Annotated in this window: 23 protein-coding genes; 14 read left to right on the forward strand and 9 right to left on the reverse strand. The window is 72.5% G+C overall.

The annotated features are described in order from the left end of the window. Window positions 1–102: 102 nt before the first annotated feature. Window positions 103–1,626 carry a C40 family peptidase gene (locus GA0074694_RS08460; RefSeq protein ID WP_091455039.1) on the reverse strand — a complete coding sequence of 508 codons (1,524 nt, stop codon included), beginning with the start codon at window positions 1,624–1,626 and terminating at the stop codon, window positions 103–105. A gap of 229 nt (window positions 1,627–1,855) precedes the next feature. Between GA0074694_RS08460 and mqnE the strand changes: the two genes are divergently transcribed. The 3 genes from mqnE (at window position 1,856) to GA0074694_RS08475 (ending at window position 3,896) form a co-directional block, all read left to right on the forward strand. Further along, window positions 1,856–3,025, forward strand: coding sequence for an aminofutalosine synthase MqnE (gene mqnE, locus GA0074694_RS08465; protein ID WP_091455042.1), 1,170 nt, complete (start codon window positions 1,856–1,858; stop codon window positions 3,023–3,025). Window positions 3,026–3,083: 58 nt separating this feature from the next. Next, a complete protein-coding gene (locus tag GA0074694_RS08470; protein ID WP_091455046.1) occupies window positions 3,084–3,515 on the forward strand; it encodes a hypothetical protein in 432 nt (143 codons plus the stop codon). 72 nt (window positions 3,516–3,587) lie between these two features. Next, entirely contained in the window at window positions 3,588–3,896 is a 309-nt protein-coding gene (locus GA0074694_RS08475) for a DUF4229 domain-containing protein (RefSeq protein ID WP_091455049.1), read from the forward strand. Between the two features lie 13 nt (window positions 3,897–3,909). Here GA0074694_RS08475 and GA0074694_RS32670 read toward each other — a convergent pair whose 3' ends face one another. After that, window positions 3,910–4,620: a C39 family peptidase gene (locus tag GA0074694_RS32670; protein WP_245714597.1), complete on the reverse strand. Its 711-nt coding sequence runs from the start codon at window positions 4,618–4,620 to the stop codon at window positions 3,910–3,912. Further along, window positions 4,617–5,255: a hypothetical protein gene (locus GA0074694_RS32675; RefSeq protein WP_245714598.1), complete on the reverse strand. Its 639-nt coding sequence runs from the start codon at window positions 5,253–5,255 to the stop codon at window positions 4,617–4,619. The genes GA0074694_RS32670 and GA0074694_RS32675 overlap by 4 nt, the downstream gene beginning before the upstream one ends. A gap of 215 nt (window positions 5,256–5,470) precedes the next feature. Between GA0074694_RS32675 and GA0074694_RS08485 the strand changes: the two genes are divergently transcribed. From GA0074694_RS08485 to GA0074694_RS08500, 4 genes are all read left to right on the forward strand, one after another. Further along, a complete protein-coding gene (locus tag GA0074694_RS08485) occupies window positions 5,471–7,171 on the forward strand; it encodes a M14 family metallopeptidase (RefSeq protein WP_091455053.1) in 1,701 nt (566 codons plus the stop codon). Between the two features lie 337 nt (window positions 7,172–7,508). Beyond that, window positions 7,509–8,447: an ABC transporter substrate-binding protein gene (locus tag GA0074694_RS08490; RefSeq protein WP_091455056.1), complete on the forward strand. Its 939-nt coding sequence runs from the start codon at window positions 7,509–7,511 to the stop codon at window positions 8,445–8,447. A 110-nt stretch (window positions 8,448–8,557) separates the two neighbouring features. Beyond that, window positions 8,558–9,622 (forward strand): FecCD family ABC transporter permease, encoded by a 1,065-nt coding sequence (locus tag GA0074694_RS08495; RefSeq protein WP_091455058.1) that lies wholly within the window; start codon window positions 8,558–8,560, stop codon window positions 9,620–9,622. 122 nt (window positions 9,623–9,744) lie between these two features. Continuing rightward, a complete protein-coding gene (locus tag GA0074694_RS08500) occupies window positions 9,745–10,542 on the forward strand; it encodes an ABC transporter ATP-binding protein (RefSeq protein ID WP_091458847.1) in 798 nt (265 codons plus the stop codon). A 3-nt stretch (window positions 10,543–10,545) separates the two neighbouring features. Here the strand turns inward: GA0074694_RS08500 and GA0074694_RS08505 are convergent, their stop codons facing one another. After that, entirely contained in the window at window positions 10,546–11,310 is a 765-nt protein-coding gene (locus GA0074694_RS08505; RefSeq protein ID WP_091455061.1) for a VOC family protein, read from the reverse strand. Window positions 11,311–11,461: 151 nt separating this feature from the next. After that, entirely contained in the window at window positions 11,462–13,504 is a 2,043-nt protein-coding gene (locus tag GA0074694_RS08510; RefSeq protein WP_091455064.1) for a HelD family protein, read from the reverse strand. A 205-nt stretch (window positions 13,505–13,709) separates the two neighbouring features. Between GA0074694_RS08510 and GA0074694_RS08515 the strand changes: the two genes are divergently transcribed. Then, entirely contained in the window at window positions 13,710–14,984 is a 1,275-nt protein-coding gene (locus GA0074694_RS08515; RefSeq protein ID WP_091455067.1) for an MFS transporter, read from the forward strand. 33 nt (window positions 14,985–15,017) lie between these two features. Beyond that, a complete protein-coding gene (locus tag GA0074694_RS08520; protein WP_091455070.1) occupies window positions 15,018–15,866 on the forward strand; it encodes a menaquinone biosynthetic enzyme MqnA/MqnD family protein in 849 nt (282 codons plus the stop codon). A gap of 31 nt (window positions 15,867–15,897) precedes the next feature. On the opposite strand, the gene GA0074694_RS08525 is transcribed toward GA0074694_RS08520, so the two are convergent. Continuing rightward, window positions 15,898–16,851 carry a serine hydrolase family protein gene (locus GA0074694_RS08525; RefSeq protein ID WP_091455073.1) on the reverse strand — a complete coding sequence of 318 codons (954 nt, stop codon included), beginning with the start codon at window positions 16,849–16,851 and terminating at the stop codon, window positions 15,898–15,900. After that, a complete protein-coding gene (locus GA0074694_RS08530) occupies window positions 16,851–17,789 on the reverse strand; it encodes a hypothetical protein (protein ID WP_091455076.1) in 939 nt (312 codons plus the stop codon). The genes GA0074694_RS08525 and GA0074694_RS08530 overlap by 1 nt, the downstream gene beginning before the upstream one ends. 367 nt (window positions 17,790–18,156) lie before the next feature. On the opposite strand from GA0074694_RS08530, the gene paaA reads away from it, so the two are divergent. From paaA to paaE, 5 genes are read left to right on the forward strand one after another with little or no spacing between them, the layout of a single operon-like run. Further along, the gene (paaA, locus tag GA0074694_RS08535) at window positions 18,157–19,227 is read left to right on the forward strand and encodes a 1,2-phenylacetyl-CoA epoxidase subunit PaaA (protein WP_091455078.1); all 1,071 of its coding nucleotides are present in this window, start codon (window positions 18,157–18,159) and stop codon (window positions 19,225–19,227) included. Beyond that, window positions 19,224–19,511: a 1,2-phenylacetyl-CoA epoxidase subunit PaaB gene (paaB, locus tag GA0074694_RS08540; protein WP_091455081.1), complete on the forward strand. Its 288-nt coding sequence runs from the start codon at window positions 19,224–19,226 to the stop codon at window positions 19,509–19,511. The genes paaA and paaB overlap by 4 nt, the downstream gene beginning before the upstream one ends. Next, window positions 19,508–20,260 carry a 1,2-phenylacetyl-CoA epoxidase subunit PaaC gene (gene paaC, locus GA0074694_RS08545; RefSeq protein ID WP_091455084.1) on the forward strand — a complete coding sequence of 251 codons (753 nt, stop codon included), beginning with the start codon at window positions 19,508–19,510 and terminating at the stop codon, window positions 20,258–20,260. The genes paaB and paaC overlap by 4 nt, the downstream gene beginning before the upstream one ends. A 5-nt stretch (window positions 20,261–20,265) precedes the next feature. Continuing rightward, the gene (gene paaD / locus GA0074694_RS08550) at window positions 20,266–20,790 is read left to right on the forward strand and encodes a 1,2-phenylacetyl-CoA epoxidase subunit PaaD (protein ID WP_091458849.1); all 525 of its coding nucleotides are present in this window, start codon (window positions 20,266–20,268) and stop codon (window positions 20,788–20,790) included. Then, window positions 20,787–21,902, forward strand: coding sequence for a 1,2-phenylacetyl-CoA epoxidase subunit PaaE (paaE, locus tag GA0074694_RS08555; protein ID WP_091455086.1), 1,116 nt, complete (start codon window positions 20,787–20,789; stop codon window positions 21,900–21,902). Before paaD ends, paaE begins: the two co-directional genes overlap by 4 nt. Here the strand turns inward: paaE and GA0074694_RS08560 are convergent. Both GA0074694_RS08560 and GA0074694_RS32680 read right to left on the reverse strand, forming a co-directional pair. Beyond that, window positions 21,890–22,807: a type IV toxin-antitoxin system AbiEi family antitoxin domain-containing protein gene (locus GA0074694_RS08560; RefSeq protein ID WP_245714599.1), complete on the reverse strand. Its 918-nt coding sequence runs from the start codon at window positions 22,805–22,807 to the stop codon at window positions 21,890–21,892. The two genes, paaE and GA0074694_RS08560, sit on opposite strands and share 13 nt — an antisense overlap. Window positions 22,808–23,021: 214 nt before the next feature. Continuing rightward, window positions 23,022–23,597: an ATP-grasp domain-containing protein gene (locus GA0074694_RS32680; RefSeq protein WP_245714600.1), complete on the reverse strand. Its 576-nt coding sequence runs from the start codon at window positions 23,595–23,597 to the stop codon at window positions 23,022–23,024. Window positions 23,598–23,649 lie beyond the last annotated feature (52 nt).

Genomic DNA, 23,649 nt, shown 5'->3' on the forward strand with positions numbered 1-23,649 from the left:
TCCTCCGTGCTCGCACCCGGACCCGTGGCGCCGAGCCGGGAGTGCCTGGCTCTCACGGTGCCATATTCCGGTCCGGCCGCACAGCCGGAGTGGGGTTACCCGTCAGCCACCGGTGCTCGGGCTCGCCGACCCGCTCTGCGCCGGGGTGCCCCCGGGCTCGCCGGTGCCGCTGGCCGAGGCGCTCGGCTCGCCACCAGTCGTGCTGCTGGTGCTCGGCTCCGGCGCGGTCGTGACGCTCGGCGTCGGGTTGGTCGACGGGGTCGTCGTGGGCGTCGGGGTGGGCGACGTGGACGGCGTACCGGTCGGCTTCGGGGTCGGGCTGCCGGTGGGCTTGGGCGTCGCCGAGTTCGTCGGCTTCGGGGTGGGCGACTTGGTGGGGGTCGGGGTGGGCGACGGGGTGGCCCCCGGTGCCGGCACCGCGTCGATGACCCGGGTGGCCGCGTACAGGCGCGACCAGCGGACGTTGGAGATCTTGACCACGTCGCCGGTGGTCGGGGCGTGCACCATCTTGCCGTTGCCGATGTACATGCCCATGTGGTGGATCGTCGTCCAACTGCTGCCCGAGGCATAGAAGAGCAGGTCACCGGGGAGCAGGGCGCTGCGGCTGACGGTCCGGGACCGGGTGGCGTTGTACTGGTCGCGGGAAACCCGGGGCAGCCCGGTGTAGTCGGCGCCCGACGACCGGTACGCGGCCCAGACCAGGCCGGAGCAGTCGAACCGGTCCGGCCCCTCGGCCGCCCAGAGGTACGGGTCACCGAGCTGCGCCAGGGCGTACCGGACGGCGGCCATCGCACGCGGGGGGGAGGTCAGCCCGTTGGCGGTCGCGCCCTGGATGTACTGCTCACCGAGCTGCTGCTCGGCGGCCTCCTGCTGCCGCTCGATCTCGGCGAGCTGGGCGGCGTTGTCCCGGCGCAGCTTGAGCAGGGCCGCTTCCTGGGTGCGGTAGTTCCGCTGCGCGGTGGTGAACTGCTCCGTCGCGGTACGCAGCCGGCCCTCCGCCGCCACGTACGCCTGGTTCGCGGCCTGCTCGGTGGTACGGGCCCGGTTCAGCTCGCCGGTCGCGGCGGTGGTGGTGCCCTCTACCTGCTCGCCCCGGTAGATCCGCTCCAGCACGCTCAACCCGTGCAGGTCGGTCCCGAGGCTGCCCGGGGGCAGCTTGGCGGCGGCCTTGATCGCCTCGGCTGCGGCGGCGTCGGCCTCCCGCTGGGCGACGGCAAGGGTGTCCCGGGCGAGCTTCAGGTCGCGTTCGGCGGTGGCGAGCTGGGTCTTCGCCTCGGTCTGGAGTTGTTCGAGCTTGAGTAGTTCCTGCCCGAGCAGTCCGACCTGTGCCTCGGCGGCGGCGATCTGCGCGGCGAGCGGGCCGGTGCCGATCGGGGCGACCGGGACGGTGCCGAGCGGGCCGTTGCCGCCGGTCGGCCCGCCGGGCAGGTACAGCGGTCCGGCCGGGACCGGCCGGGCACCGGTGTCCGGGACGGACTGGGGCAGGGCGGGGTCGGCGAAGACCGGGGTGGCGATGGCCGCTGCGGCGACCATGCCGAGCAGCGCGGACCACAGCTTGGGGCGGAGCACCGGAGAGATCAGCGGTGTCCTCCGTCGCGGCCGTCCCGTGCGCTTGCTGTCGGTCATTCCGCTCCCCGTCCGGCGTGGTGAAGCCGCGCTCGTGGAGCGCGGCGTCCGGACGCGTGTCGCGCGTCCCACTTTGTCTTACCTCAATGTTTCGGTTGTGTCGATGGTGTGGCGGTAACGACAGCCTGAGAGTCCGGTGAACTACGTCGCTGCGGACGCCCGCCCTCGACGGAAGGGGGACCCCGCGACGTAGGCTCGACCCGGACCGAGGTGGAAGGACGGGCTTTTCATGGACGCCGGACTCAAGCGCGAGCTCGAAGCCAAGGTGTACGCGGGTGAGCGGCTGACCCGGGAGGACGGTGTCGCCCTCTACGACAGCGACGACCTCGCCTGGCTGGGTCGCCTGGCGCACCACCGGCGTACCGAGCGTAACGGCGACCGGGTGATGTTCAACGTCAACCGGCACCTCAACCTGACCAACGTCTGCTCCGCCTCGTGCGCGTACTGCTCGTTCCAGCGCAAGCCGGGCGAGAAGGACGCCTACACGATGCGGATCGACGAGGCCGTCCGCAAGGCCAAGGAGATGGAGGACGAGCAGCTCACCGAGCTGCACATCGTCAACGGCCTGCACCCGACCCTGCCCTGGCGCTACTACCCGAAGGTGCTGCGCGAGCTGAAGGCCGCGCTGCCCAACGTCAAGCTCAAGGCGTTCACGGCGACCGAGGTGCAGTGGTTCGAGAAGATCAGTGGCCTGCCCGCGGACGCGATCCTCGACGAGCTGATGGACGCCGGTCTGGAGTCGCTGACCGGGGGCGGCGCGGAGATCTTCGACTGGGAGGTCCGGCAGCACATCGTCGACCACGCCTGCCACTGGGAGGACTGGTCCCGGATCCACCGACTGGCCCACGGCAAGGGCATGCGGACCCCGTCGACCATGCTCTACGGCCACATCGAGGAGCCCCGCCACCGGGTGGACCACGTGCTGCGGCTGCGCGAACTCCAGGACGAGACCGGCGGCTTCATGGTCTTCATCCCGCTGCGCTACCAGCACGACTTCGTCGACTCGGCGGACGGCAAGGTCCGTAACCGGATCCAGGCACGGACCACGATGGCATCCCCGGCCGAGTCGCTGAAGACCTTCGCGGTCTCCCGGCTGCTGTTCGACAACGTCCCGCACGTGAAGTGCTTCTGGGTGATGCACGGCCTCTCGGTGGCGCAGCTCTCGCTGAACTTCGGCGTGGACGACCTGGACGGCTCGGTCGTCGAATACAAGATCACCCACGACGCGGACTCCTACGGCACGCCGAACACCATGCACCGCGACGACCTGCTCCACCTGATCTGGGACGCCGGGTTCCGCCCGGTCGAGCGGAACACCCGCTACGAGGTCGTCCGGGAGTACGACCCGGCCCCGTCGCTGGCGCAGCGGCGCTCCGAGCCGCAGCAGGTGTGGGCCTGACCGTCGCCGGGCCGGTCGCCGTCGGGCGGCCGGCCTGCTCACGTACCCTGCAAGCGACATGAGCGAGCGCGACGAGGCACGGGACGGCTTTCCCCGGCGGGACGCCGAGGGGCGGGTCGTCGCCCTGGGTGACCTGCTCGGGGTGACCCTGGCCGGCGTGGTCATCGGGGTCCTGGCCCTGGTCCTGTTCGACTGGACGTTCGAGCTGATCGGCTCGGGCGACTTCGGTCAGGCCAACGGCTGGCTCGCGGTGATCCTGCCGGCCTGGCTCTTCCTGGAGGACTTCCGGGCCTGGAGCTTCGGGGCCGCCCGGGTGGTCGCCGCGCTGCTGGCCGCGGTGCTGGGAGTGGCCGGCGGCCTGCTGGTGGCGGGGCTGGCCGACGGGTTGCCGCCGCTGGTCTCCGGCACGCTGGCGGCGACGGTCTTCACCGTCGTCTACGCCGTCGTCTGGTTCCACGGCGTGCACTGGCTGGCCCGCCGGACGGGCTGAACACCGGCCCGCCGGACAGGTCGAGACCTCGCGTCGGGCACACGCCCGACGCGGGAGAACAGGAGTGGGAACGTGAGCGCGGCGGTCAAGTACACCCTGGGCCGGATCGGGCTGTTCACTGTCGTGCTGCTCGCCCTCTGGCCGGTCGAGCTGAACATCTTCATCAAGCTGATGGTGGCGCTGGCTTTCTCCGCCGCGCTCTCCTTCTTCCTGCTGCGCGCCTGGCGGGACGAGATGGCCGAGGAGATGGCGGGCGCGGCCGATCGCCGCCGGACCGAGAAGGAGCGGCTTCGCTCCGCCCTGGCCGGCGACGACCAGACCGACACCACGTCCGACGTCACGCCCGGGTCTGACGCCCCGCCCGCCGACGACCGTCGGTGACCGGCGGACCGGACTACCAGTTGGTGGAGCCGGCCGGCAGTGCCGGCCAGGGGCGGTCCACCGGCTTGATCAGGTAAGCGACGCCTCCGGGGCCACCGGCGACGCCACCACTGGCGGTGGTCCGCTTGGTCCGCAGCCAGATCTGCTCGAACTGCTCCCGCTTGTAGACGTTGCGGACCACGTCGTTGCTGGACGAGGCGGGGTCGTTGACGATGACGTCGCCGTCGGCGGTGAAGCCCACCACCACGAAGAGGTGGCCGGCGGTGCCGTAGTTCGCCCCGTCGAGTTCGCTGGCGAGGAACGACTGGCTGGTCACGACCGGGATGCCGGCGGCGATGAAGCGCTCCAGTTCGTCCAGTGAGTGCAGCCGGGTCACCCGTCCCTCCAGGCCCGGGAAGCTGGCCGCGTACGCGGTGTTGAAGGGCCAGTTGCCGGCCCCGGAGTAGGTGTGGTCGTAGACACTCCGGGCGGCGTGGTTGACCGTCGGGTCCGGGTACGTCGGGTCGACCCAGGAGGTCTCCTCGGCGCTCGGGCGGCGTCCCCAGTACTCCACCACCATCTCGGTCGAGGTGGGGGAACACCACGCCTGACCACCGCCGTCGTACTCGGGGTAGTGGCCGGAGTGGACCATCTGGGAGTAGCGGGGCACCGGCAGCTCGACGCCCCAGGCGATGCCCCCGGCGCTCGGGGTGACGGTGAACCGGTCCGGGACGTACGAACTCATCGCGCCGACCATCCGGACGACCGGGGCGGCCTGCTGGTGGGGGCCCGGTACAGGGTCAGCCGGAGCTGGTACGCGCGCAGCAGCGGCCCGGCTGCCGCGTCCCGGACGGAGAGGGTGTCGGTCCAGACGTCGGAGTGCTTGTCCCCCTGCTTGTCGACGCTGGCCCGGCGGATGTCGGCGTCGCCCGAGGCCCAGCGGCTCATGACGTACCAGGGGGTCGAGGAGCCGCTGGTGTAGCGGCCCTGCAACTCGACCTGGATCCAGGTGCCGGCCGGGGTGGTCGCGTTCCAGGAGGCGATCATCTCGCTGGCGTCGAAGCCGATCGGGGTGACCGGTGAGGTCCACGTCCCGTACGCCCAGGTGCGTTTGATCCCGGTGTGCGGGTCCCGGTAGGTGGTGCTTCCGGCCGGGACGCCCAGGGTGAGGCCGGCGGGGGTGGCGACCGTGCCGGCGGCGGTGCCCCGGCTCCAGTCGGCCGTCCCGGTCCAGTCCTGCCAGGTGATCTGTTCGTCGTGAGTGGTCTGGCCCGCCGGGGCGGACCCCGGGGCGGCGACGGTGGCGGTGGTCATGGTGGCGAGGAGGGCGAACGCGGTGACGCCGACGACGGCGACCGCGCGTAGACGTGGTCCGGCCATGGAAGCTCCGCTGCTGGTAGGAGGGGGTGCATCGTTTGGTATCACTATCCCGTTCGGCGGGAAGTTTCGCCAGATGTCCATTGAGGGGAAAATTTTTGCCGATGTGAGGATCCGCTTGGCATGAAAGAGAAAGGTGTCAATATTGATATGACCATGGGGCCGGTGGTGAAGTGTGATCCACCAGCGGAGACACTCCGCGCCGTCAGGAGGTTGGCATGGCCTTCCGAAAATCCGTCACACTCCGTCGTGGAGTGGTGCTCGCCGTCAGTGCCGCGGTGGGACTCTTCGCCGTGGTCGCCGGACCGGTCTCCGCGGAGCCCCGCGCCGAGCGGTCCGAACCGACCACCACGCAGTACCAGGTGCACGGTCCGCGTACCGTCGACGACCGCAGTGCGGTGGCCCGCACCGGCGCCAGCATCGACGGCATCGAGCACGGCCGGCTGGTCGTCTCGGCCACCCCGGCCGAGGCCGCCGCGATCACCAAGCTCGGCTTCCGGCTCGACCCGATGGCCGACCCGCACGACCACTCGACCGAGTCGGCGGATCCCGGCACCGCAGCCTTCCCGCCGGCCGACTCGAACTACCACGACTACGCCGAGTTGACCGCCGTGGTCAACAAGGTGGTCGCCGACCACCCCACCCTCGCCCGCAAGATCAGCATCGGTCGTTCGTACGAGGGACGCGACCTGATGGCGGTCAAGATCTCCGACAACGTCGCCACCGACGAGAACGAGCCGGAGATCGTGTTCAACTCCCAGCAGCATGCCCGAGAGCACCTCACCGTCGAGATGGCGATCTACCTGCTCAACCTCTTCACCGACAGCTACGGCACCGACTCGCGGGTCACCAACGTGGTGAACAGCCGGGAGCTGTGGATCATCCCGACCGTGAACCCGGACGGCAGCGAGTACGACATCGCCACCGGCTCGTACCGGTCCTGGCGGAAGAACCGGCAGCCGAACAGCGGCTCGACGGCGGTCGGCACCGACCTGAACCGGAACTGGGGCTACCAGTGGGGCTGCTGCGGCGGCTCCTCCGGCTCGCCCGGGTCGGACACCTACCGTGGCCCGTCGGCGTTCTCCGCGCCGGAGACCGCGGCGTTCCGGGACTTCGTGAACAGCCGGGTGATCGGTGGCGTCCAGCAGATCAAGGCGAACATCGACTTCCACACGTACTCGGAGCTGGTGCTCTGGCCGTTCGGCTACACCTACAACAACACCGCGCCGGGGATGACCACCGACCAGTACAACACCTTCGCCGCCATCGGCCAGCAGATGGCGAACCTCAACGGCTACACCCCGGAGCAGTCCAGCGACCTCTACATCACCGACGGTGACAGCCTGGACTGGATGTGGGGGCAGCACAAGATCTGGGCGTACACCTTCGAGATGTACCCGAAGAACGCCTTCAGCGGCGGCTTCTACCCGCCCGACGAGGTGATCACGCGGGAGACCGCCCGGAACAAGGACGCCGTGCTGCTGCTCAGCGAGTACGCCGACTGCCCGTACCGGGCGATCGGCAAGCAGGGCACCTACTGCGGCACCGGCACCCCGCCGCCGGACCCGACCGGCTGCACCGGCACCAACGACACCGACGTCGCGATCCCGGACGGCGGCTCGGCGGTGACCAGCGCGATCACCATCGCCGACTGCGGCCGGGCGGCCTCGGCCACCGCCACGGTCACCGTGGACATCCCGCACACCTACCGTGGTGACGTGGTCGTCGACCTGCTCGCTCCGGACGGCACCGCCTACCGGCTGAAGAATTCCAGCAGCTCGGACAGCGCGGACAACATCGACGCCACCTACACGGTGGACGTGTCCGGCGAGACGGCCGACGGCAGCTGGCGGTTGCAGGTGCGCGACATCTACACCACCGACACCGGTCACATCAACTCCTGGACCCTGACGGTCTGACCAGCGACACGGTGCGGGCGGGCCGGCCACGCCGGTCCGCCCGCACCGTCCGTGGTGCGCTACCGTTCCCCCGGACCACCCGCAGCGAAGCCGGTCCGAACCCGGCGCTGTCCCGCAACTGTGACGCCTTCCGCCCCGGCCCGCCGGCCGGGCGCCTTCCGGCCTCCTGGCCGGGACGCTCGCTCCCCGCCGGGTCACCGGCCAGAGCCGAGCGGGAGGACGAGCCAGGCCGCCTGCGGAGGGTCGCGACACGCGCTCTCGAGGAAGGGCGCCTCGCGGGCGGTCGGGCCCACGGCCCCTGTCGGCGAAGCACACTCCTCGACCGACAGGAGGCCAGATGACACGACGTACCCCCCGGCTCCTCACCGTGGCGCTCGCGGTCGCCGCGCTCGCGCTCGGTGCCTGCGCCGAGCCGGACGACGACGAACCGACCCCCGGCGCGAGTGGCGCGGCGGGACAGTTCCCGGTCACGGTCGGCAAGCTGACCCTGGAGAAGCGGCCCGAGAAGATCGTCTCGCTCTCCGCCACCGCCACCGAGATGCTCTTCGCCATCGGCGCGGGCGCGCAGGTCACCGCAGTCGACGAGCGGTCGAACCACCCGCCGGAGGCACCGAAGACCGACCTCTCCGGCTTCCAGCCGAACGCCGAGGCGATCTCCGCGAAGAACCCGGACCTCGTCGTGCTCTCCGACGACATGAACAAGATCGTCGACCAGCTCACCGCGCTGAAGATCCCGGTCCACCTCACCCCGGCGGCGCAGACCCTCGACGACACGTACCGGCAGATCGGCGAGCTGGGCCAGCTCACCGGTCAGGTCGACGGGGCGGCCGACCTGACCCGGCGGATGAAGGACGACATCGCCAAGCTGGTCAAGGACCTGCCGAAGCGCGCCGAGAAGCTCACCTACTACCACGAGCTGGGCCCGGAGCTGTACACCGCGACCAGCAAGACCTACATCGGTTCGCTGTACGCGCTGGTCGGGCTGGAGAACATCGCCGACGCGTCCGACGCCGACGGCAAGAGCGGCGGCTACCCGCAGCTCTCCCAGGAGGTCATCGTCTCCGCCGACCCGGACTTCATCTTCCTGGCCGACACCAAGTGCTGCCAGCAGAGCGCGCAGACGGTCGGGGCGCGCGGTGGCTGGGCCGGTCTCACCGCCGTGAAGAACAACCGGATCGTCCCGCTCGACGACGACATCGCCTCGCGGTGGGGGCCGCGCGTGGTCGACCTGCTCCGCGCGATCGTCGACGCCGTCGCCAAGGCACCGGTCGCGTGACCGTGCCGAGTTGGTAGCAGGGGTCCCCTCCAGTGCAAAAAGCGGTAACAGGGGACCCCTCCTCACACCGGGGCGGCTCCGCGTACCGGGGCGGCTCCGCGGGTTCGGCGGTGGCGGCCGGTCGGGCGGGGGCCCGGCCGGCCGGGCTGCGCCTGCCGTGGCTGGCAGCCGGGATCGCCGCCGTCCTGGTCGCGCTCATCGCCGGAGTGTCGTTCGGCCCGGTCAGCCTGCCGCCCGGCAGCGTCGCGCTCGAACTTCTCAACCTGATCCCCGGGGTACGCCTCGACAGCGGGCTCACCGAGCGTGAGATCGCGATCATCACCGAGCTGCGGCTGCCCCGCGCGGTGCTCGGTCTGCTCGTCGGTGGGCTGCTCGCCCTGGCCGGCGGCTGCTACCAGGGCGTCTTCCGCAACCCGTTGGCCGACCCGTACCTGCTGGGGGTGGCGGCCGGCGCGGGCCTGGCGGTCACCGCGGTGATCGCCCTCGGCGGCACCGACGGCGCGCTGACCCGGCTGCCGTTCACGATTCCGCTGGCCGCGTTCGTCGGCTCGCTCGGCGCGGTGGCGATGACGTACCTGCTCGGAGCCGCCGGGGGACGCGACCGCTCCCCGGCGACCCTGATCCTGGCCGGGGTGGCGGTCTCGGCGGTCCTCTCGGCCGGCCAGACCTTCGTGCTGCAACGCAACTCGGACAACATCCAGCAGGTCTACTCCTGGCTGCTCGGGCGGCTGGCCACCGCCGGCTGGCACGACGTGCTGCTGGTGCTGCCGTACTTCGCGCTGACCGCCGTGGTGGTGCTGCTGCACCGACGGGAACTCGACGTGCTCGCCCTCGGCGACGACGAGGCGAGCAGCCTGGGCCTGCACCCGCAGCGCTCCCGGTACCTGCTGGTCGCCGCCGCCTCGCTCGGCACCGCCGCCGCCGTCTCCGCCTCCGGCCTGATCGGCTTCGTGGGGATCATCGTGCCGCACACCGTACGGCTGCTCGCCGGCTCCAGCTACCGGGCGATCCTGCCACTGTCGATGCTCTTCGGCGGGGCGTTCCTGGCGTTGACCGACGTGATCGCCCGGACCGCCGCCGCCCCCGCCGAGGTGCCGATCGGCGTGGTCACCGCCCTGCTCGGCGGGCCGTTCTTCGTCCTGGTGCTGCGGACCGCCCGCCGGGTGCTCACGTGAGCGCCGACCGGCCCGTCCGGGCGGGCATCGACGCCCCGGCGGGCATCGACGCCCCGGCGGGCATCGACGCCCCGGCGGGCATCGACGCCCCGGCGGGCATCGACGGCCCGGCGGATGCCGGCGTGCGTCCCGCCGTCGAGGTGCGGGGGCTGCACGTCAGCCTGGACGGCGTCCCGATCCTCACCGGCGTCGACCTGACCGTCGCCGCCGGCGAGTGGGTCACCGTGATCGGCCCGAACGGCGCGGGGAAGTCCACCCTGCTGCGCGCCGTCGGCGGCCTGCTGCCCGCGTCCGGCGCCATCTCCCTGTTCGGCACGCCCAGCGCGGCCCTGCGCCGCCGCGAGCGGGCCCGGGTGGTGGCTACGGTCGCGCAGTCCCCGGCCGTTCCGGCCGGCATGTCGGTGTTCGACTACGTGCTGCTCGGGCGGACCCCGTACATCCCGCCGCTGGGCCGGGAGTCCGCCGCCGACCTGACCGCCGTGGACGAGGTGCTCGACCGGCTGGACCTGACCGGCTTCGCCCGCCGCGAGCTGGCCACCCTCTCCGGCGGGGAACGGCAGCGGGTCTTCCTGGCGCGGGCGTTGGCGCAGGGAGCGACCCTGCTGCTGCTCGACGAGCCGACCAGCGCCCTGGACATCGGCCACCAGCAGGAGGTGCTCGAGCTGGTCGACCAGCTCCGGCACGCGCACGGGCTGACCGTGCTCGCCACCATGCACGATCTCACCGTCGCCGGCGAGTACGCCGACCGCCTGGTGCTGGTCGCCGAGGGGCGGGCGGTCGCCACCGGCGCTCCCGGCGAGGTGCTCACCGAGAAACTGCTCGCCACCCACTACCGGGCCCGGGTCCGGGTCGTGGACGGCAGCCACGGTCCCCTGGTCGTGCCGGTGCGTCCCGCCCGGTTGCCGTCCACGACGTCCTGACAGCTATCCGGCCATCGCGACGACGGAGAAGAGCGCGCCCTGCGGGTCGCGGAGGGCGGCGTACCGGCCCGGTGGGGCGTCCCCGGGCGGCACCAGCACCTCCCCGCCGAGCCGGACCGCGCGGTCGGCGGTCGCGTCGGCGTCGTCCACCGCGAAGTACACCGCCCAGTACGCCGGCAGGTCGGCCGGGAAACCGTCCCCGAGCGGTGGTGTCATGCCCGCGACGATCCGCTCCCCGAGCCGCCAGCCGGTGTACGGACCGTCCATCGGCCGATCCTCCGGGTGCCAGCCGAAGACCAGCTCGTAGAAGACCTTCGCCCGCTCCGGGTCGGGGGTCACCAGCTCGTTCCAGGCCATCGAGCCGGGGACGCCGAGCAGCTCCGCGCCGGGCATCGCCATCGGCTGCCACACCGACAGCACCGCCCCCGCCGGGTCGCTGAAGACCGCCATCCGGCCCTGGTCGAAGACATCGAACGGCGGGACGAACACCAGGCCGCCCGCCGCGGTGACGCGGCCGGCGAGCAGGTCCGCGTCGTCCGTGGCCACGTACGTGGACCAGATCGGCACCTGGTCCGGGGCGGCCGGCGGCCCCGCACCCGCGACCGCCCGGCCGCCGAGTCGGAAGATCGTGTACCCCTGTGCCTCGGGTTCCGGCGTGACGTGCGCGGTCCAGCCGAACAGCTCCGGGTAGAAGCGCCGCGCGTCCGCCAGATCCGGGGTGGCCAGGTCGGCCCAGCAGGGCGTACCCGGCGGCGCGGAACCGTGCACCGCATCCCCTCTCGCCGGGGCGCGCCCCGGCGGCACGCCCTGCGGGCATCCTCACACCGCCGGGCGGGCCTCGTCCGGAATACCGGGCAGAACGTCAGGAACCGCCCCTCACCGGAAGCGTCGACCCTCGTCCCGTCGGTAGCCCGCCGTGCTACGCCGGTTCGGTGAGGGGGGCGGGGAGGCCAGTGGTGTGCAGGACGGCGAGGCGGGAGACCGCCCGGGTGAGCACCACGTAGAGGCGGTGCAGGCCACGCGGCTCCGCGGCGACGATCGCCGCCGGCTCGACGACCACCACGTGGTCGTACTCCAGGCCTTTGACGAGCGTAGCCGGAACGACGGTGACCCTCGCGGCGGCCTCGACGTCGTCCACGCATCCGGTCGCGACACCGGCCGCGCCCAGGGCGGCGCGCAGCCCGTCGACCGCGTCGTCGGCGGCGATCACACCGACCGAGCCGTCGTGGGCCAGCGCCGCGCGCACCTCGGCCACCGTCGCCGCCGCCAGGTCGGTCACGGTACGCACGTCGAGCGCGCCGTCGCGGCGCAGCGACTCGGCCGGTGGTACCTCCACGGCGAGCGCCGGGAGGAGCCGGTTGGCGAACGCCACCACCACGGCCGGCACCCGGAAACCGATGGTCAGCGGCACCACCACCGCGTCCGGCTTGCCCAGGTGGGCCAGGGTCTGCCGCCAGTCGGTGGCGGCCCACGGGGCGGTGCCCTGGGCCAGGTCACCGAGAAGGGTGATCGAGCCGTGCTCGCTGCGCCGGGCGATCACCCGGCACTGCATCGGGGAGAGGTCCTGCGCCTCGTCCACCACCACGTGTCCGTAGCCGGTCGGGCGTTCGATCAGGCCCGCGGCCTCGTCGACGAGGACCGCGTCGGCGGCGCTCCACCGGGTCGCCTTCGGCGTCCGGGCCGGCTTCGCCCAGGTGAGCAGGGCCTGTTCGGCCGGACCGAGCAGGCCGTCGGCCGCCTCGGCCAGGAACCCGGCGTCGGCGAGCAGCCGGTGCACCAGCCCCTCCGGGGTGAGCGCCGGCCAGACCGCGTCGAGGAACGCGGTGACCGGCCGGGCCCGGCCCATCCGGCGCAGCCAGGCGTCGCCCGGTGACTCGGCACGCCTTGCCTCGGCCTGCCGCTGCAGCAGCCCCACCACCCGGGCCCGGACCCGTTCCCGCCCGGTGGCGTACGGCAGCCCCTCCCGTCGGGTCTCCTCGACCACCCGGTGCAGCGGGTCCAGCCCGATCCGCCAGCGGAACGACCCGTCCGAGACCACGATCGGCTCGGTCGGCTCGCCCACGTGCGCCCCGACCGCCCGGCGCAGCACCTCGGCCATCCGCGGGTCGTGCTTGAGCGTCGCCACCGCCGGATCGTCGACCGCCCGGACGGTGACCCGGGCGACCAGGTCCTCCACGGTGGCCTGCTCCACCTCGACCTCGCCGAGCGCCGGCAGCACCGCCGCGATGTACGACAGGAACGCCCGGTTCGGGCCGACGATCAGGACCCCGGACCGCCGCAGCCGTTCCCGGTGCAGGTAGAGCAGGTACGCGGCCCGGTGCAGACCGACGGCCGTCTTGCCGGTGCCCGGCGCGCCCTGTACGCAGATCGAGTCGGCCAGGTCGGCGCGGACCAGTTCGTCCTGCTCGGGCTGGATGGTGGCGACGATGTCCCGCATCGGGCCCACGCGGGGGCGTTCGATCTCGGCGGTCAGGATCCGGCTGGTGGTGCCGAGTTCCTCGCCCCGGTCGAGGTGCTCGTCCTCGAAGCTGGTCAGCGTGCCGGCGCTGAAACCGAACCGGCGTCGGGTCGCCACGCCCTGCGGGTCGCGGGCGCTGGCCCGGTAGAACGACCGGGAGACCGGGGCCCGCCAGTCCAGCACCAGCGGCTCGCCGTCCTCGTCGGTGACGTGCCGCCGCCCGACGTGGTAGCGGTGCCCGGCGTGGTCCGGGTCGGCGTCCGCGAAGTCGAGGCGGCCGAAGAAGAGCGGGGTGGTCGGATCGTCGGCGAGTTCCGCGACCCGCCGGGCCATGTGCCGGCCGAGCTGCTCGGCGGTGTAGGCGTCGCCGGCGACCTTGTCGCCACCGGCGAAGAGGACCTCGGCGCGTTCGCGCATCCGGCGCAGCGCCGTACGGGACGCGGCCAGGTGGGCCTGCTCGGCGGCGAGTTCGTCCGCCAGGGACACGGGGGCGTGCAGGGACATCCGACGTACTCCTCGACACGGGGGAGAAGAGACTGCCGCTCGCGTTTCCGACCGTGCGGTCGGCGCGGGACGTCCGCTGCGGTGCTCGATCACCGCGGCCGTCGGCGGAACGAAGAGTCTACGCCCACCCCGCCCGCCACAGCCGCCGAATATCCCCGGGTTAACCGGTTGTCCCGGCCGCGCGCGCCCCACTACATTCCGCGAAATGCCCTCCCCCTCCGCGCTGTCGGCGTGCCCGCCCTTCTCCCGTTGGTCCGACGTCGGCTTCGCGACCGTCGCCCGGGGCGTCTCGACCTGCGGGGACTTCCTCGCCGCCACCGCGCTGACCCTGGCGCTCCAGTCCGCCGGGGCCGGTGGGCTGGCGGTGTCGGCGCTGCTGCTCGCCGCGACGCTGCCGCTGGTGGTTCTCGCCCCGCTGACCGGGCGACTGGCCGACCGGGTGGACAGTCGCACCCTGCTGGTCGGTGCCGGGCTGGCCCAGGCCGCGGTCTGTCTGGGCCTCGCGTACGCCGGGCACCCCGTCCTGATCGTCGCGCTGGTGGCGCTGCTCGCCAGCGGTCTCGCGGTCACCCAGCCTGTGCTGGCCGCGCTGCTGCCCGCGATGGTCCGCGCGGAGGACTTCCCCCGGGCCAGCGCGTTCAACCAGACCGCCGCCACCATCGGCATGCTCGGCGGCCCGGCCCTGGCCGGGCTGCTGGTGGGGCAGTTCGGCACCCGGGTGCCCCTGCTCGTCGACGCTGCCAGTTACCTCGCGCTGGTGCTGGCCGGGCTGGTGATCCGTACCCGCCGGGGTGGCTCCCGGTCCGTGTCGTCGGTGGCGTCCGGGCCCGACCGCCCGACACCGGCGTGGCGGCTGCGCAGCGATCCGTTGCTGGTGGCGATGGTGGCGACGATGGCCGCGGTGGTCGGTGCGCTCGGTGCGCTCGGGGTGGTCGAGGTCTTCTACCTCCGGGAGACCCTGGACGCCTCCGCGACCGTGTTCGGCGTGGTCACCGCGGCCTGGCCGCTCGGCATCCTGCCCGGGGCGTGGCTCCTGGCCCGGTTGGCCCCCCGGTTCACCGACGACGTCACGCTGCTCTGGGGTGGGCTGGTCCTGCTGGCCGTCTGCTGTCTGATGGTCCTGGCCGGGGCGGCGGTGCCGATCGCGCTGCTGGTGGTGCCGTGCTGGCTGCTGGGCGGGGTGGCCAACGGCGGCGACAGCGTGCTGAACAACCTCCTGCTGGCCCGCCGGGTGCCCGAGGCGAACCGGGGCCGGGCCTTCGCGGTCTTCGGCGGGGCCACCCAGGGGGCCGCGATGGTCGGCTACCTGGTCGGCGGGCTCGCGATGGCGGTGGCCGAGCCCCGTCTGCTGGTCGCCGCCTGCGGCGTGGCGGGCCTGCTGGTGGTGGCCGTCGCCGTGGCGCCGGTCGTCCGTGCGGTCCGCGTCGACCGTGACGCGGCCGGTGGTGCGGGGTCGACCACTCCCACCCCCGCCCGGTGAGCCGGTGGTTCCCGGCGGAGTTACGGTCGGGGCATGGACCGCGTCGCACGCCCCCGGGTCGGGCACATCCAGTTTCTCAACTGCCTGCCGATCTACTGGGGTCTGATGCGCTCCGGCGCGCTGATCGATGTCGACCTGCACAAGGACTCGCCGGACCGGCTCAGCGCCGCGCTGGTCGCCGGTGACCTGGACATCGGGCCCATCTCGCACGTGGAGTACCTGCGCCACGCCGACGAACTGCTGCCCCTGCCCGACCTGGCGGTCGGCAGCGACGGCCCGGTGCTGTCGGTCAACATGGTCTCCACCAGGCCGCTGGCCGAGCTGGACGGCCGCCGGGTGGCCCTCGGCTCCACCTCGCGGACCGGGGTGCTGCTGGCCCAGCTGCTGCTCGGTGAGCGGTACGGGGTGCATCCCGAGTACTTCCGCTGCCCGCCCGACCTGACGCAGATGCTGCTGGAGGCCGACGCCGGGGTGCTGATCGGCGACGTGGCGCTGCGCGCCCTCTACGAGGCGCCGCGGCGCGGGTTGGCGGTGACCGACCTCGGGCAGGCCTGGCGGGAGTGGACCGGCCTGCCGATGGTCTTCGCCGTCTGGGCGGTACGCCGGGACTTCGCCGCTGCCCACCCGGGCCTGGTCAAGGGGGTGCACGAAGCGTTCCTGCGCTCGCGTGACCTCTGCCTGGCCGAGCTGGACGACGTCGCGGCTTCCGCCGCCCGGTGGGAGCCGTTCGACGCGGAGACGCTGGCGTCGTACTTCCGGGTGTTGGACTTCTCCCTGGGGGACCGCCAGGTCGCGGGATTGCGGGAGTTCGCCCGCCGTGCCGCCGAGGCGGGCGAGGCCCCGGCGCTGCCGGCCGGCGGTCCGGAGTTCTTTGCCGGCTGAGGGAGCCGCCCCGGCGGCCGTCCCGACGAGGTCAGGTGGCGGCCGCCCGGAGCTGCTCGGCGACCTTCTCGCAGTTGTCCATGCCGTACTCGTAGCCCAGGTTGATCGGGTACCGGACCATCACACCCATGGTCCAGCCCTCCCCGATGGCCAGGCAGTTGACGTGGATCTCCTGCTCGCGGGTCCGGTCGACCCAGCCGTTCTTGATGGCGATCCGCTTCTGCTCGGCGGTCGGGAACGCCTTGCGGATGCCGAAGTCACCGGTGCCCCGGACGAGCTTCATCTCGTTGAGCAGCCAGTCGGTCCACTCCGGGCCGGCGGCCCGGCCGTCGGCGATGCAGGCTCCCATCCGGGCGGTGTCCCGGGCGGAGAGGTTGGTCCGGCTCCAGCCCCCGTCGGCGGCCGGGCTGCTGTCGGTCAGCTTGCACGTGGTGATCAGCCGCCTGATCGAGGGCTCGCCGCCGAGGGTCTCGTAGAACTGCTGGGTCCGGGTGTTGTCGCTGTCCCGGATGATCCTGGTCGCGTCGTCGAGCCTCGCCTCGCTCACCGTGCGACCGGCCTCGTCCGCGCGACGCAGGTAGTCCGCGACGATCCAGGCCTTGATCAGCGAGGCGGTGGTGTTGGTCTCGCTCATGTTCGCCGAGCCGGCGATCTCGCCGGTCCGGGTGTCCAGCAGGCTCCAGCTCCACCAGCCCTCGGCGTCCAGCTTGACCGTGGTCGGCCGCAGCGGCAGCGGCGGCGGCTCGGGCGACGGGGTCGGCGTGGGGGTGCTGCGCGTGCTGCGGTCGGTGGCCCCGTCGGTGACCCGCGCGGCCGGGTCGCCGCTGACGCCCCAGCGGGCGGCGACGTCCGACTCGAAAGGCGATCCGGGCAGCAGCCGGAGGGCGACCAGCACCAGCCCGATCAGGACGACGGCGACGCCGATCAGCCGCAGCGGCGAGGGGTCGCCGCCGGCCGACCGGGTGCCCCGGCGGTTGCCCGCCATCAGGGTTTCGCCATCGGCTGCGGGACCTTGAGCGCGGCACCCGGCTGCGGGGTGACGAGCTGCGTGGTCACGCTCTGGCAGACCTGCGCGCCGTAGTCCAGCCCGTGGTCCTTCGGGTACCGCATCATCACCGCGAGACTCCACTTGTCGGTCACGGCCAGACAGTTCAGGTGCCACTGGAGGTCCGCCCAGAGCATGGTCCAGCCGTTCTTGATGCTGACCGGGCCCTGGGCGGTGATCGACGGGGGCAGGCCGTCGATGATCCCCCACCGGCCGCCGCCCTCCTTGAGCTGCTGGTCCTCGGGGGCGGTGGTGCCCCGGACGCTGGCCATCTCCTTCAGCAGGAACGGCGTCCACTTCGGGCCGGCGGCCGTGCCGTCGGCGATGCAGTCGCCCATCCGGACCGCGTCCCGGGGCGACATCTGGGTGTACGCCCACTTGGCCTGCGCGTCGATCCGCGTGTCGGTCAGCTTGCACATGCTGATCAGCCGTTCCAGGACGGCCCGGCTGCCGCCGGCGCGGTAGAGCGACTGGGCGGCGGTGTCGTTGCTGTCCCGGATCGCGACGACGGCCTGCTTGCGTCGCTCGGCGGGGAGTGGCGCGTCACCGAGACGGCGCAGGTAGTCGGCGACGATCCAGGTCTTGATCATCGACTCGGTGGAGTTGGTGGTGGTGAGGTTCTTCGCGCCCGAGATGGTGCCGGTCTCCCGGTCCATCAGCGCCCAGGAGAAGTACTTGCCGTCGAAGGGCACCGACACGGGGGCGTTCGTCAGGGTGGGCGGCTGCGGTGCGGCGGGCGGCGGAACCGCGACGCTCTCCGTGCCGCCGCCCGCGCCGCCGTCGTCATCGGCGAGGCGGGCGTATGCGGCGGGGACCAGCATGCCGCCGCCGAGCAGAACCGCCAGGACGGCGAGCACCAGGGTCACGCGGGGACGCATGAGTGGGCGAACTCCCAGAAGTCAGGGCCGGGGGACCAGCTTTTCCGATGTGTGTCGGCGGGACGGCCGAGGCCGGGGGATGCGGCCTGTCGGGGACGGCGTTCGCCCGCAACCGATCGGTGTGACCGGCAAAGTCTACGTCCGGAACCCGGCCGCACCAGAACCCGTGGCCGGCCGACGCGCGGAAAACCGGGACATCCGGCTCATTGATGCATTTTGTTCGGGTTCTTCGGTGTGACATGTCCCACTGTCTCCCGGTTCTCCCGCTCGGTCCGGCTGGAGGTGGTCGTCCGGTGGTGGGACGTCCGGTCCTGATCGCTGTTACATGGCTCTGGCGCACGCTACGGCAAGCTGTAACACTTGGACCGTGTGCGGCAACGACTTCGCGAACCCGGACGAGGCCCCCGGCGGGGGCCTGCTCGATCAGGTCGAGGCGGCGGAGGCGGCCCTGCGGGAGGCTGCCGCCCGGGGGCGTCCCGACGGTGTCCCACCCGGCACCGACCTGGAGGCGTACTTCGCCGAGGTGATCGCGGCCGACCAGAAGATCGAGCCCCGCGACTGGATGCCCGAGGCGTACCGGAAGACGCTGATCCGGCAGATCGCCCAGCACGCCCACTCCGAGATCATCGGCATGCAGCCGGAGGGGAACTGGATCAGCCGGGCCCCGTCGCTCAAGCGCAAGGCGATCCTGCTGGCCAAGGTGCAGGACGAGGCGGGGCACGGGCTCTACCTCTACTCCGCCGCCGAGACCCTCGGGGCCAGCCGCGACGAACTGGTCGAGATGCTCGTCTCCGGCCGGCAGAAGTACAGCTCGATCTTCAACTACCCGACCCTGACCTGGGCCGACGTCGGCGCGATCGGCTGGCTGGTGGACGGCGCCGCGATCGTCAACCAGGTGCCGCTGTGCCGCTGCTCGTACGGCCCGTACGCGCGGGCGATGATCCGGGTCTGCAAGGAGGAGTCCTTCCACCAGCGGCAGGGCTACGAGATCCTGCACACCATCGCGCACGGCACGCCCGCCCAGAAGGCGATGGCCCAGGACGCCGTCAACCGCTGGTGGTACCCGTCCCTGGCCATGTTCGGCCCGCCGGACGGCGACTCCACCCACTCCGCGCAGTCCATGGCCTGGAAGATCAAGCGCTTCTCCAACGACGAGCTGCGCCAGCGCTTCGTCGACATGTGCGTGCAGCAGGCCGAGATCCTCGGCCTGACCCTGCCCGACGACGGCCTGCGCTGGAACGAGCAGCGGCAGGCGTACGACTTCACCCAGCCCGACTACGCCGAACTGATGCGGGTCATCAAGGGCGAGGGACCGTGCAACCGGCAGCGGATCGAACACCGCCGCCGCGCCCACAGCGACGGGGCCTGGGTGCGCGAGGCCGCCACGGCATACGCGGCCAAGCAGGCGGAGCGGAAGAAGGAGCGGGTCGCCGCATGAGTCAGGAACTGTCCCCGCTGTGGGAGGTGTTCGTGCGCGCCCGGCGCGGCCTGTCGCACACGCACGTCGGCAGCCTCCACGCCCCCGACGCCGAGCTGGCCCTGCGTAACGCCCGGGACCTCTACACCCGTCGCCAGGAGGGGGTCTCGATCTGGGTGGTTCCGGCCGGTGCGATCACCGCGTCCAGCCCGGACGAGAAGGACGCCTTCTTCGACCCGGCCGCCGACAAGGTCTACCGCCACCCCACGTTCTACGAGGTGCCGGATGGAGTGGCCCACCTGTGAACCGCGACCTGCACGAGTTCGCCCTCCGGCTCGGCGACGACGCCCTGGTCGCCGCCCAGCGCCTCGCCGAGTGGACCACCCGGGCGCCGGAGATGGAGGAGGACGTCGCGCTGGCCAACATCGCCCTCGACCAGCTCGGCGCGGCGCGGCTGCTGCTGACCTACGCCGGTGAGCTGGAGGGGGCCGGGCGGGACGAGGACGCGCTGGCGTTCCTCCGCGACGACCGGGAGTTCCGCAACTGCCTCCTGGTCGAACTGCCCAACGGCGACTTCGCGGTGACCATGGCGAAGCTGCTCCTCCTCGCCGCCTACCAGCTCCCGCTCTACACCGCCTTGGCCGGATGCGCCGACGAACGGCTCGCCGCGATCGGCGCGAAGACCCGCAAGGAGTCCGCGTACCACCTCGACCACGCCGCGCTCTGGGTGCGGCGGCTCGGTGACGGCACCGAGGAGTCGCACCGCCGGATGCAGGCGGCCGTGGACGAGATCTGGCCGTACACCCACGAGCTGTTCGCCGCCGACGAGCTGACCGCCCGGCTGGACGCGGCCGGGCTGGCCGCCGCCCCGTCGACCCTGCGCGACCGGTGGCGGGAGACCGTGGAGCCGGTGCTCGCCGACGCGACGCTGACCCGCCCGGCCGACGGCTGGGGCCCCTCCGGCGGTCGCGACGGCGTGCACACCGAGCACCTGTCGTACCTGCTCGCCGAGATGCAGGTGCTGCACCGCGCACACCCGGGGGCGAAGTGGTGACCGTGATACGTGCAGCGCAGCGGTTCCCCGCAGCCGCGGAACGGAAGGCGGCACCGTCGGACGCCAGGGCGGCCGTGGCAGCGGTGGTGGACCCGGAGATCCGGGTGGTCACCATCGACGAGCTGGGCATCCTGCGGTCGGTCGACGAGGACCCGGCCACCGGTCAGGTCGTCGTGACGATCACCCCCACCTACACCGGCTGTCCAGCGATGGACGTGATCCGTGCCGACATCCGCCGGGCGCTCACCGCCGCCGGCCACGCCGACGCGGAGGTCCGTACCGTCCTCAGCCCGGCCTGGAGCACCGACTGGATCTCCGACGCGGGTCGGGCCAAGCTCGCCGCCGCCGGCATCGCCCCGCCGGCCCCGGTCCGGGCCGACGGTCCCGTGCCGCTGGCCCTGACGGTCCGCTGCCCACGGTGCGGGTCACCGGAGACCGAGCAGGTCAGCCCGTTCGGCTCCACCGCCTGCAAGGGGTTGTGGCGCTGCCGGTCCTGTCTGGAACCCTTCGACCACCTGAAGGCGCTGTGACTGTCACGATCACCCGCCCGGTCCGTCGCCGGCCGGTTTTCCACCCGCTGCCGGTCGCCGCCGTCGACCGGCTCACCGACGACGCAGTGGCGATCACCTTCGCGGTGCCCGGGGAACTGCGGGACACCTTCGCGTTCCGCGCCGGCCAGCACCTCACCGTGCGGCTGCCCGACGGCGGGGCCGACGACGCCGACGTGCGCCGGTCGTACTCGATCTGCTCGACCCCGGACGACCTGGCCCGGCACGGGCGGCTGCGGATCGGGGTGCGCGAGGTCCCCGGCGGGGCGTTCTCCACCTTCGCCTGCGGCGCGCTGCGCTCCGGCGACACCGTCGAGGTGCTGCCGCCGCTCGGGCACTTCACCACGGCGTTCGCGCCGGACCGGGTCCGCCACTACGGCGCGGTGGTGGCCGGGTCGGGGATCACCCCGGTCCTCGCGCTGGTCGCGACCGCGCTGGCCGTCGAACCGGCCAGCACGTTCACCCTGGTGTACGGCAACCGCACGGCGAACACCGTGATGTTCGCCGAGGAGCTGGCCGACCTGAAGGACCGTCACCCCACCCGGCTGCACTTGGTGCACGTGCTCTCCCGGGAGCAGGGCGAGTCGCCCCTGCTCTCCGGGCGGGTCGACGCCGACCGGCTCGGCCGGCTACTCGACAGCATCGTGCCTGGCGCGGTGATCGACGAGTGGTTCCTCTGCGGCCCGTACGGCATGGTGGTCGACGCGAAGGCGGTCCTGGCCGACCGGGGCGTCCCGGCGTCGGCGGTGCACACCGAGCTGTTCCACGTGGACGCACCACCGGAGCCGCCACGCCGGGCGGTCGACGCGCCGGGGACCGGTGCCGAGGTCACCATCCTGTTGGACGGCCGGGCGTCGACCTTCACCATGGGACGCGAGCAGCGGGTGCTCGACGCCGCCCTGAAGGTGCGGGGCGAACTGCCGTACGCCTGCAAGGGCGGGGTCTGCTCGACGTGCCGGGCGAAGGTCGTCTCCGGTGAGGTGTCGATGGCCCGCAACTACGCCCTCGAACCGGACGAGGTGGCCGCCGGGTACATCCTGACCTGCCAGTCGTCCCCGACCACCGACCAGGTCGTCATCGACTACGACGCCTGACCGGTCGACCACCGCCGGTCCGGTCCCCAGCGCCGGTGGTGGGTCGCGTCGGCTAGCAAGAGGGTTTGGCGGACCTCTCGGACTATGTGATCCGGGCGGAGGTAGAGGTCCCGATCGGTGAAGTAGCGCATGGTCCAGCCACGGGCCGACAGCCAGTTCATCCTGGCGCGGTCGCTCCGGAGGCGCTCGCGGGTCAGGTGGGACCCGCCGTCGTACTCGACGCCGACCTGGTGGGCGCGGTAGCCCAGGTCGAGCCGGAAGGTCCGGCGTCGCCACTCGTCGCTGATCCAGATCTGCGGCTCGGGGGGAGGCAGGCCGCCGTCGACGAGCACGAGACGTAGCTGGCTCTCCTGCCGGCACTCCGACCTGGCGTCCGCCAGGGGTACGAGTTGTCGGGCCTGACGCACGCCGCGCAACCGGTCGTGTCGCCTCACTTCCCGCTCAAGGTCACCCAGCCGGCAAGCGCCGGATCGCAGCGCAAGATCGAGGATGGGCAGAGCCTCGATCCGCCGTAGCGTGCGGGCCAGGTCGATGGCGCAGCGGGCGGCCGGGGCGACCGGTACGCCGGAGACCATCACCGGATCGGGTACCGGCAGCACCACCTCGTGAACGACCACCCCGGTGATTTTCGGGACGACCGACCCGGCCGGCACGATCACGTGCAGGTCATCCTGCGACACGTCACCGAACCCGTGTAGGTGGGCTCCGGTGTGGAAACCGACCACCGCCCCGGCCGGCAGCCGCATGAGCATGGCCCGCAACTGCTCGCCAGGCTCGCGGTTCGAGCCGGTGTAGATCCCCCGGGTCACCCGGCGAAGGCGTCCGGCCTCGACAGCGTGCCGCACGGCACCGCGGGTGTTGCCGGCGGAGCGCAACTCCGGATAGCGATACAGGTCATCGGCCACACCGCGATCCTCACCGCTCCTCCCACCCCCGACGCCCCACCTGTGGACAACTCCGCCCCCTGTGGAAAACCCCCTGATCACCCCCCACCCCTGCTACCCCCACCCCACCCCACCCCACCCCCACCCCACCCCCGCCCCACCCCCACCCCCACCCCACCCCCACCCCGTCGATCATGGACTTCGGGCACCGCCCAAACCTCACAATTGCCGCTAGTCAGGCGCCACGAATCCATGATCGACGGAGTGGGGGGAGGGGGAGGGGGGAGGGGGGTGGGGTGAGGAGCGGGGTGAGGAGGCGGGCCGGGTCGACGGTGGCGGGCCGGTCGCTGACCTGACCGTCGCCCAGCTCGATTACCCGCCAGACCCCGTCGTAGCGTGGTGCCAGATCGACCGTGACGAACGGCAGCGCCAGCGCGGCGACGAGCGGCGCGACAGTGGCCAGGTCGGGGTCGGCGACGGGTGGTCGGTCCGGGGTGTCCGGGTGCGGGCCGACCAGTACGCACCGACCGCCCAGCCACCAGGTCCGGACCTCCGCCGAGGTGAACCGCTCGAAGCGGCGCAGTACGAACCCGCCGACGAAGTCGTCCTCGCGCAGCTCGCGGAACCGGCGGGCCACCGCCCAGGCGGCCTCGGGGTCGTCCAGGTCGGGGATGAACGCCGCCTCGGCCCAGTGGTGCTTCATCGACTTGCAGTAGTCACGGAGCACCGCCGGGCCGTCGCCCAGCTCGGCGCGGGCCCGGTCGAAGGCCGCACGCGCGTCGCCTGCGGTCCAGGTCGTCGCGGGGGTCACCGACGCCAGTTCCGGGTACCAGCCGGGCAGTTCGTGCGCCCGCCGGTACTGC

It is taken from the genome of Micromonospora inyonensis, from assembly GCF_900091415.1.
Taxonomy (GTDB): Bacteria; Actinomycetota; Actinomycetes; order Mycobacteriales; family Micromonosporaceae; genus Micromonospora; species Micromonospora inyonensis.

Excerpts from the sequence above, each read along its gene's own strand:
- GA0074694_RS08460 (WP_091455039.1), bottom strand. The coding sequence starts at position 1,626 with ATGACCGACAGCAAGCGCACGGGACGGCCGCGACGGAGGACACCGCTG.
- mqnE (WP_091455042.1), top strand. The coding sequence starts at position 1,856 with ATGGACGCCGGACTCAAGCGCGAGCTCGAAGCCAAGGTGTACGCGGGT.
- GA0074694_RS08470 (WP_091455046.1), top strand. The coding sequence starts at position 3,084 with ATGAGCGAGCGCGACGAGGCACGGGACGGCTTTCCCCGGCGGGACGCC.
- GA0074694_RS32670 (WP_245714597.1), bottom strand. The coding sequence starts at position 4,620 with ATGAGTTCGTACGTCCCGGACCGGTTCACCGTCACCCCGAGCGCCGGG.
- GA0074694_RS32675 (WP_245714598.1), bottom strand. The coding sequence starts at position 5,255 with ATGGCCGGACCACGTCTACGCGCGGTCGCCGTCGTCGGCGTCACCGCG.
- GA0074694_RS08485 (WP_091455053.1), top strand. The coding sequence starts at position 5,471 with ATGGCCTTCCGAAAATCCGTCACACTCCGTCGTGGAGTGGTGCTCGCC.
- GA0074694_RS08490 (WP_091455056.1), top strand. The coding sequence starts at position 7,509 with ATGACACGACGTACCCCCCGGCTCCTCACCGTGGCGCTCGCGGTCGCC.
- GA0074694_RS08510 (WP_091455064.1), bottom strand. The coding sequence starts at position 13,504 with ATGTCCCTGCACGCCCCCGTGTCCCTGGCGGACGAACTCGCCGCCGAG.
- GA0074694_RS08515 (WP_091455067.1), top strand. The coding sequence starts at position 13,710 with ATGCCCTCCCCCTCCGCGCTGTCGGCGTGCCCGCCCTTCTCCCGTTGG.
- GA0074694_RS08520 (WP_091455070.1), top strand. The coding sequence starts at position 15,018 with ATGGACCGCGTCGCACGCCCCCGGGTCGGGCACATCCAGTTTCTCAAC.
- GA0074694_RS08525 (WP_091455073.1), bottom strand. The coding sequence starts at position 16,851 with ATGGCGGGCAACCGCCGGGGCACCCGGTCGGCCGGCGGCGACCCCTCG.
- GA0074694_RS08530 (WP_091455076.1), bottom strand. The coding sequence starts at position 17,789 with ATGCGTCCCCGCGTGACCCTGGTGCTCGCCGTCCTGGCGGTTCTGCTC.
- paaB (WP_091455081.1), top strand. The coding sequence starts at position 19,224 with ATGAGTCAGGAACTGTCCCCGCTGTGGGAGGTGTTCGTGCGCGCCCGG.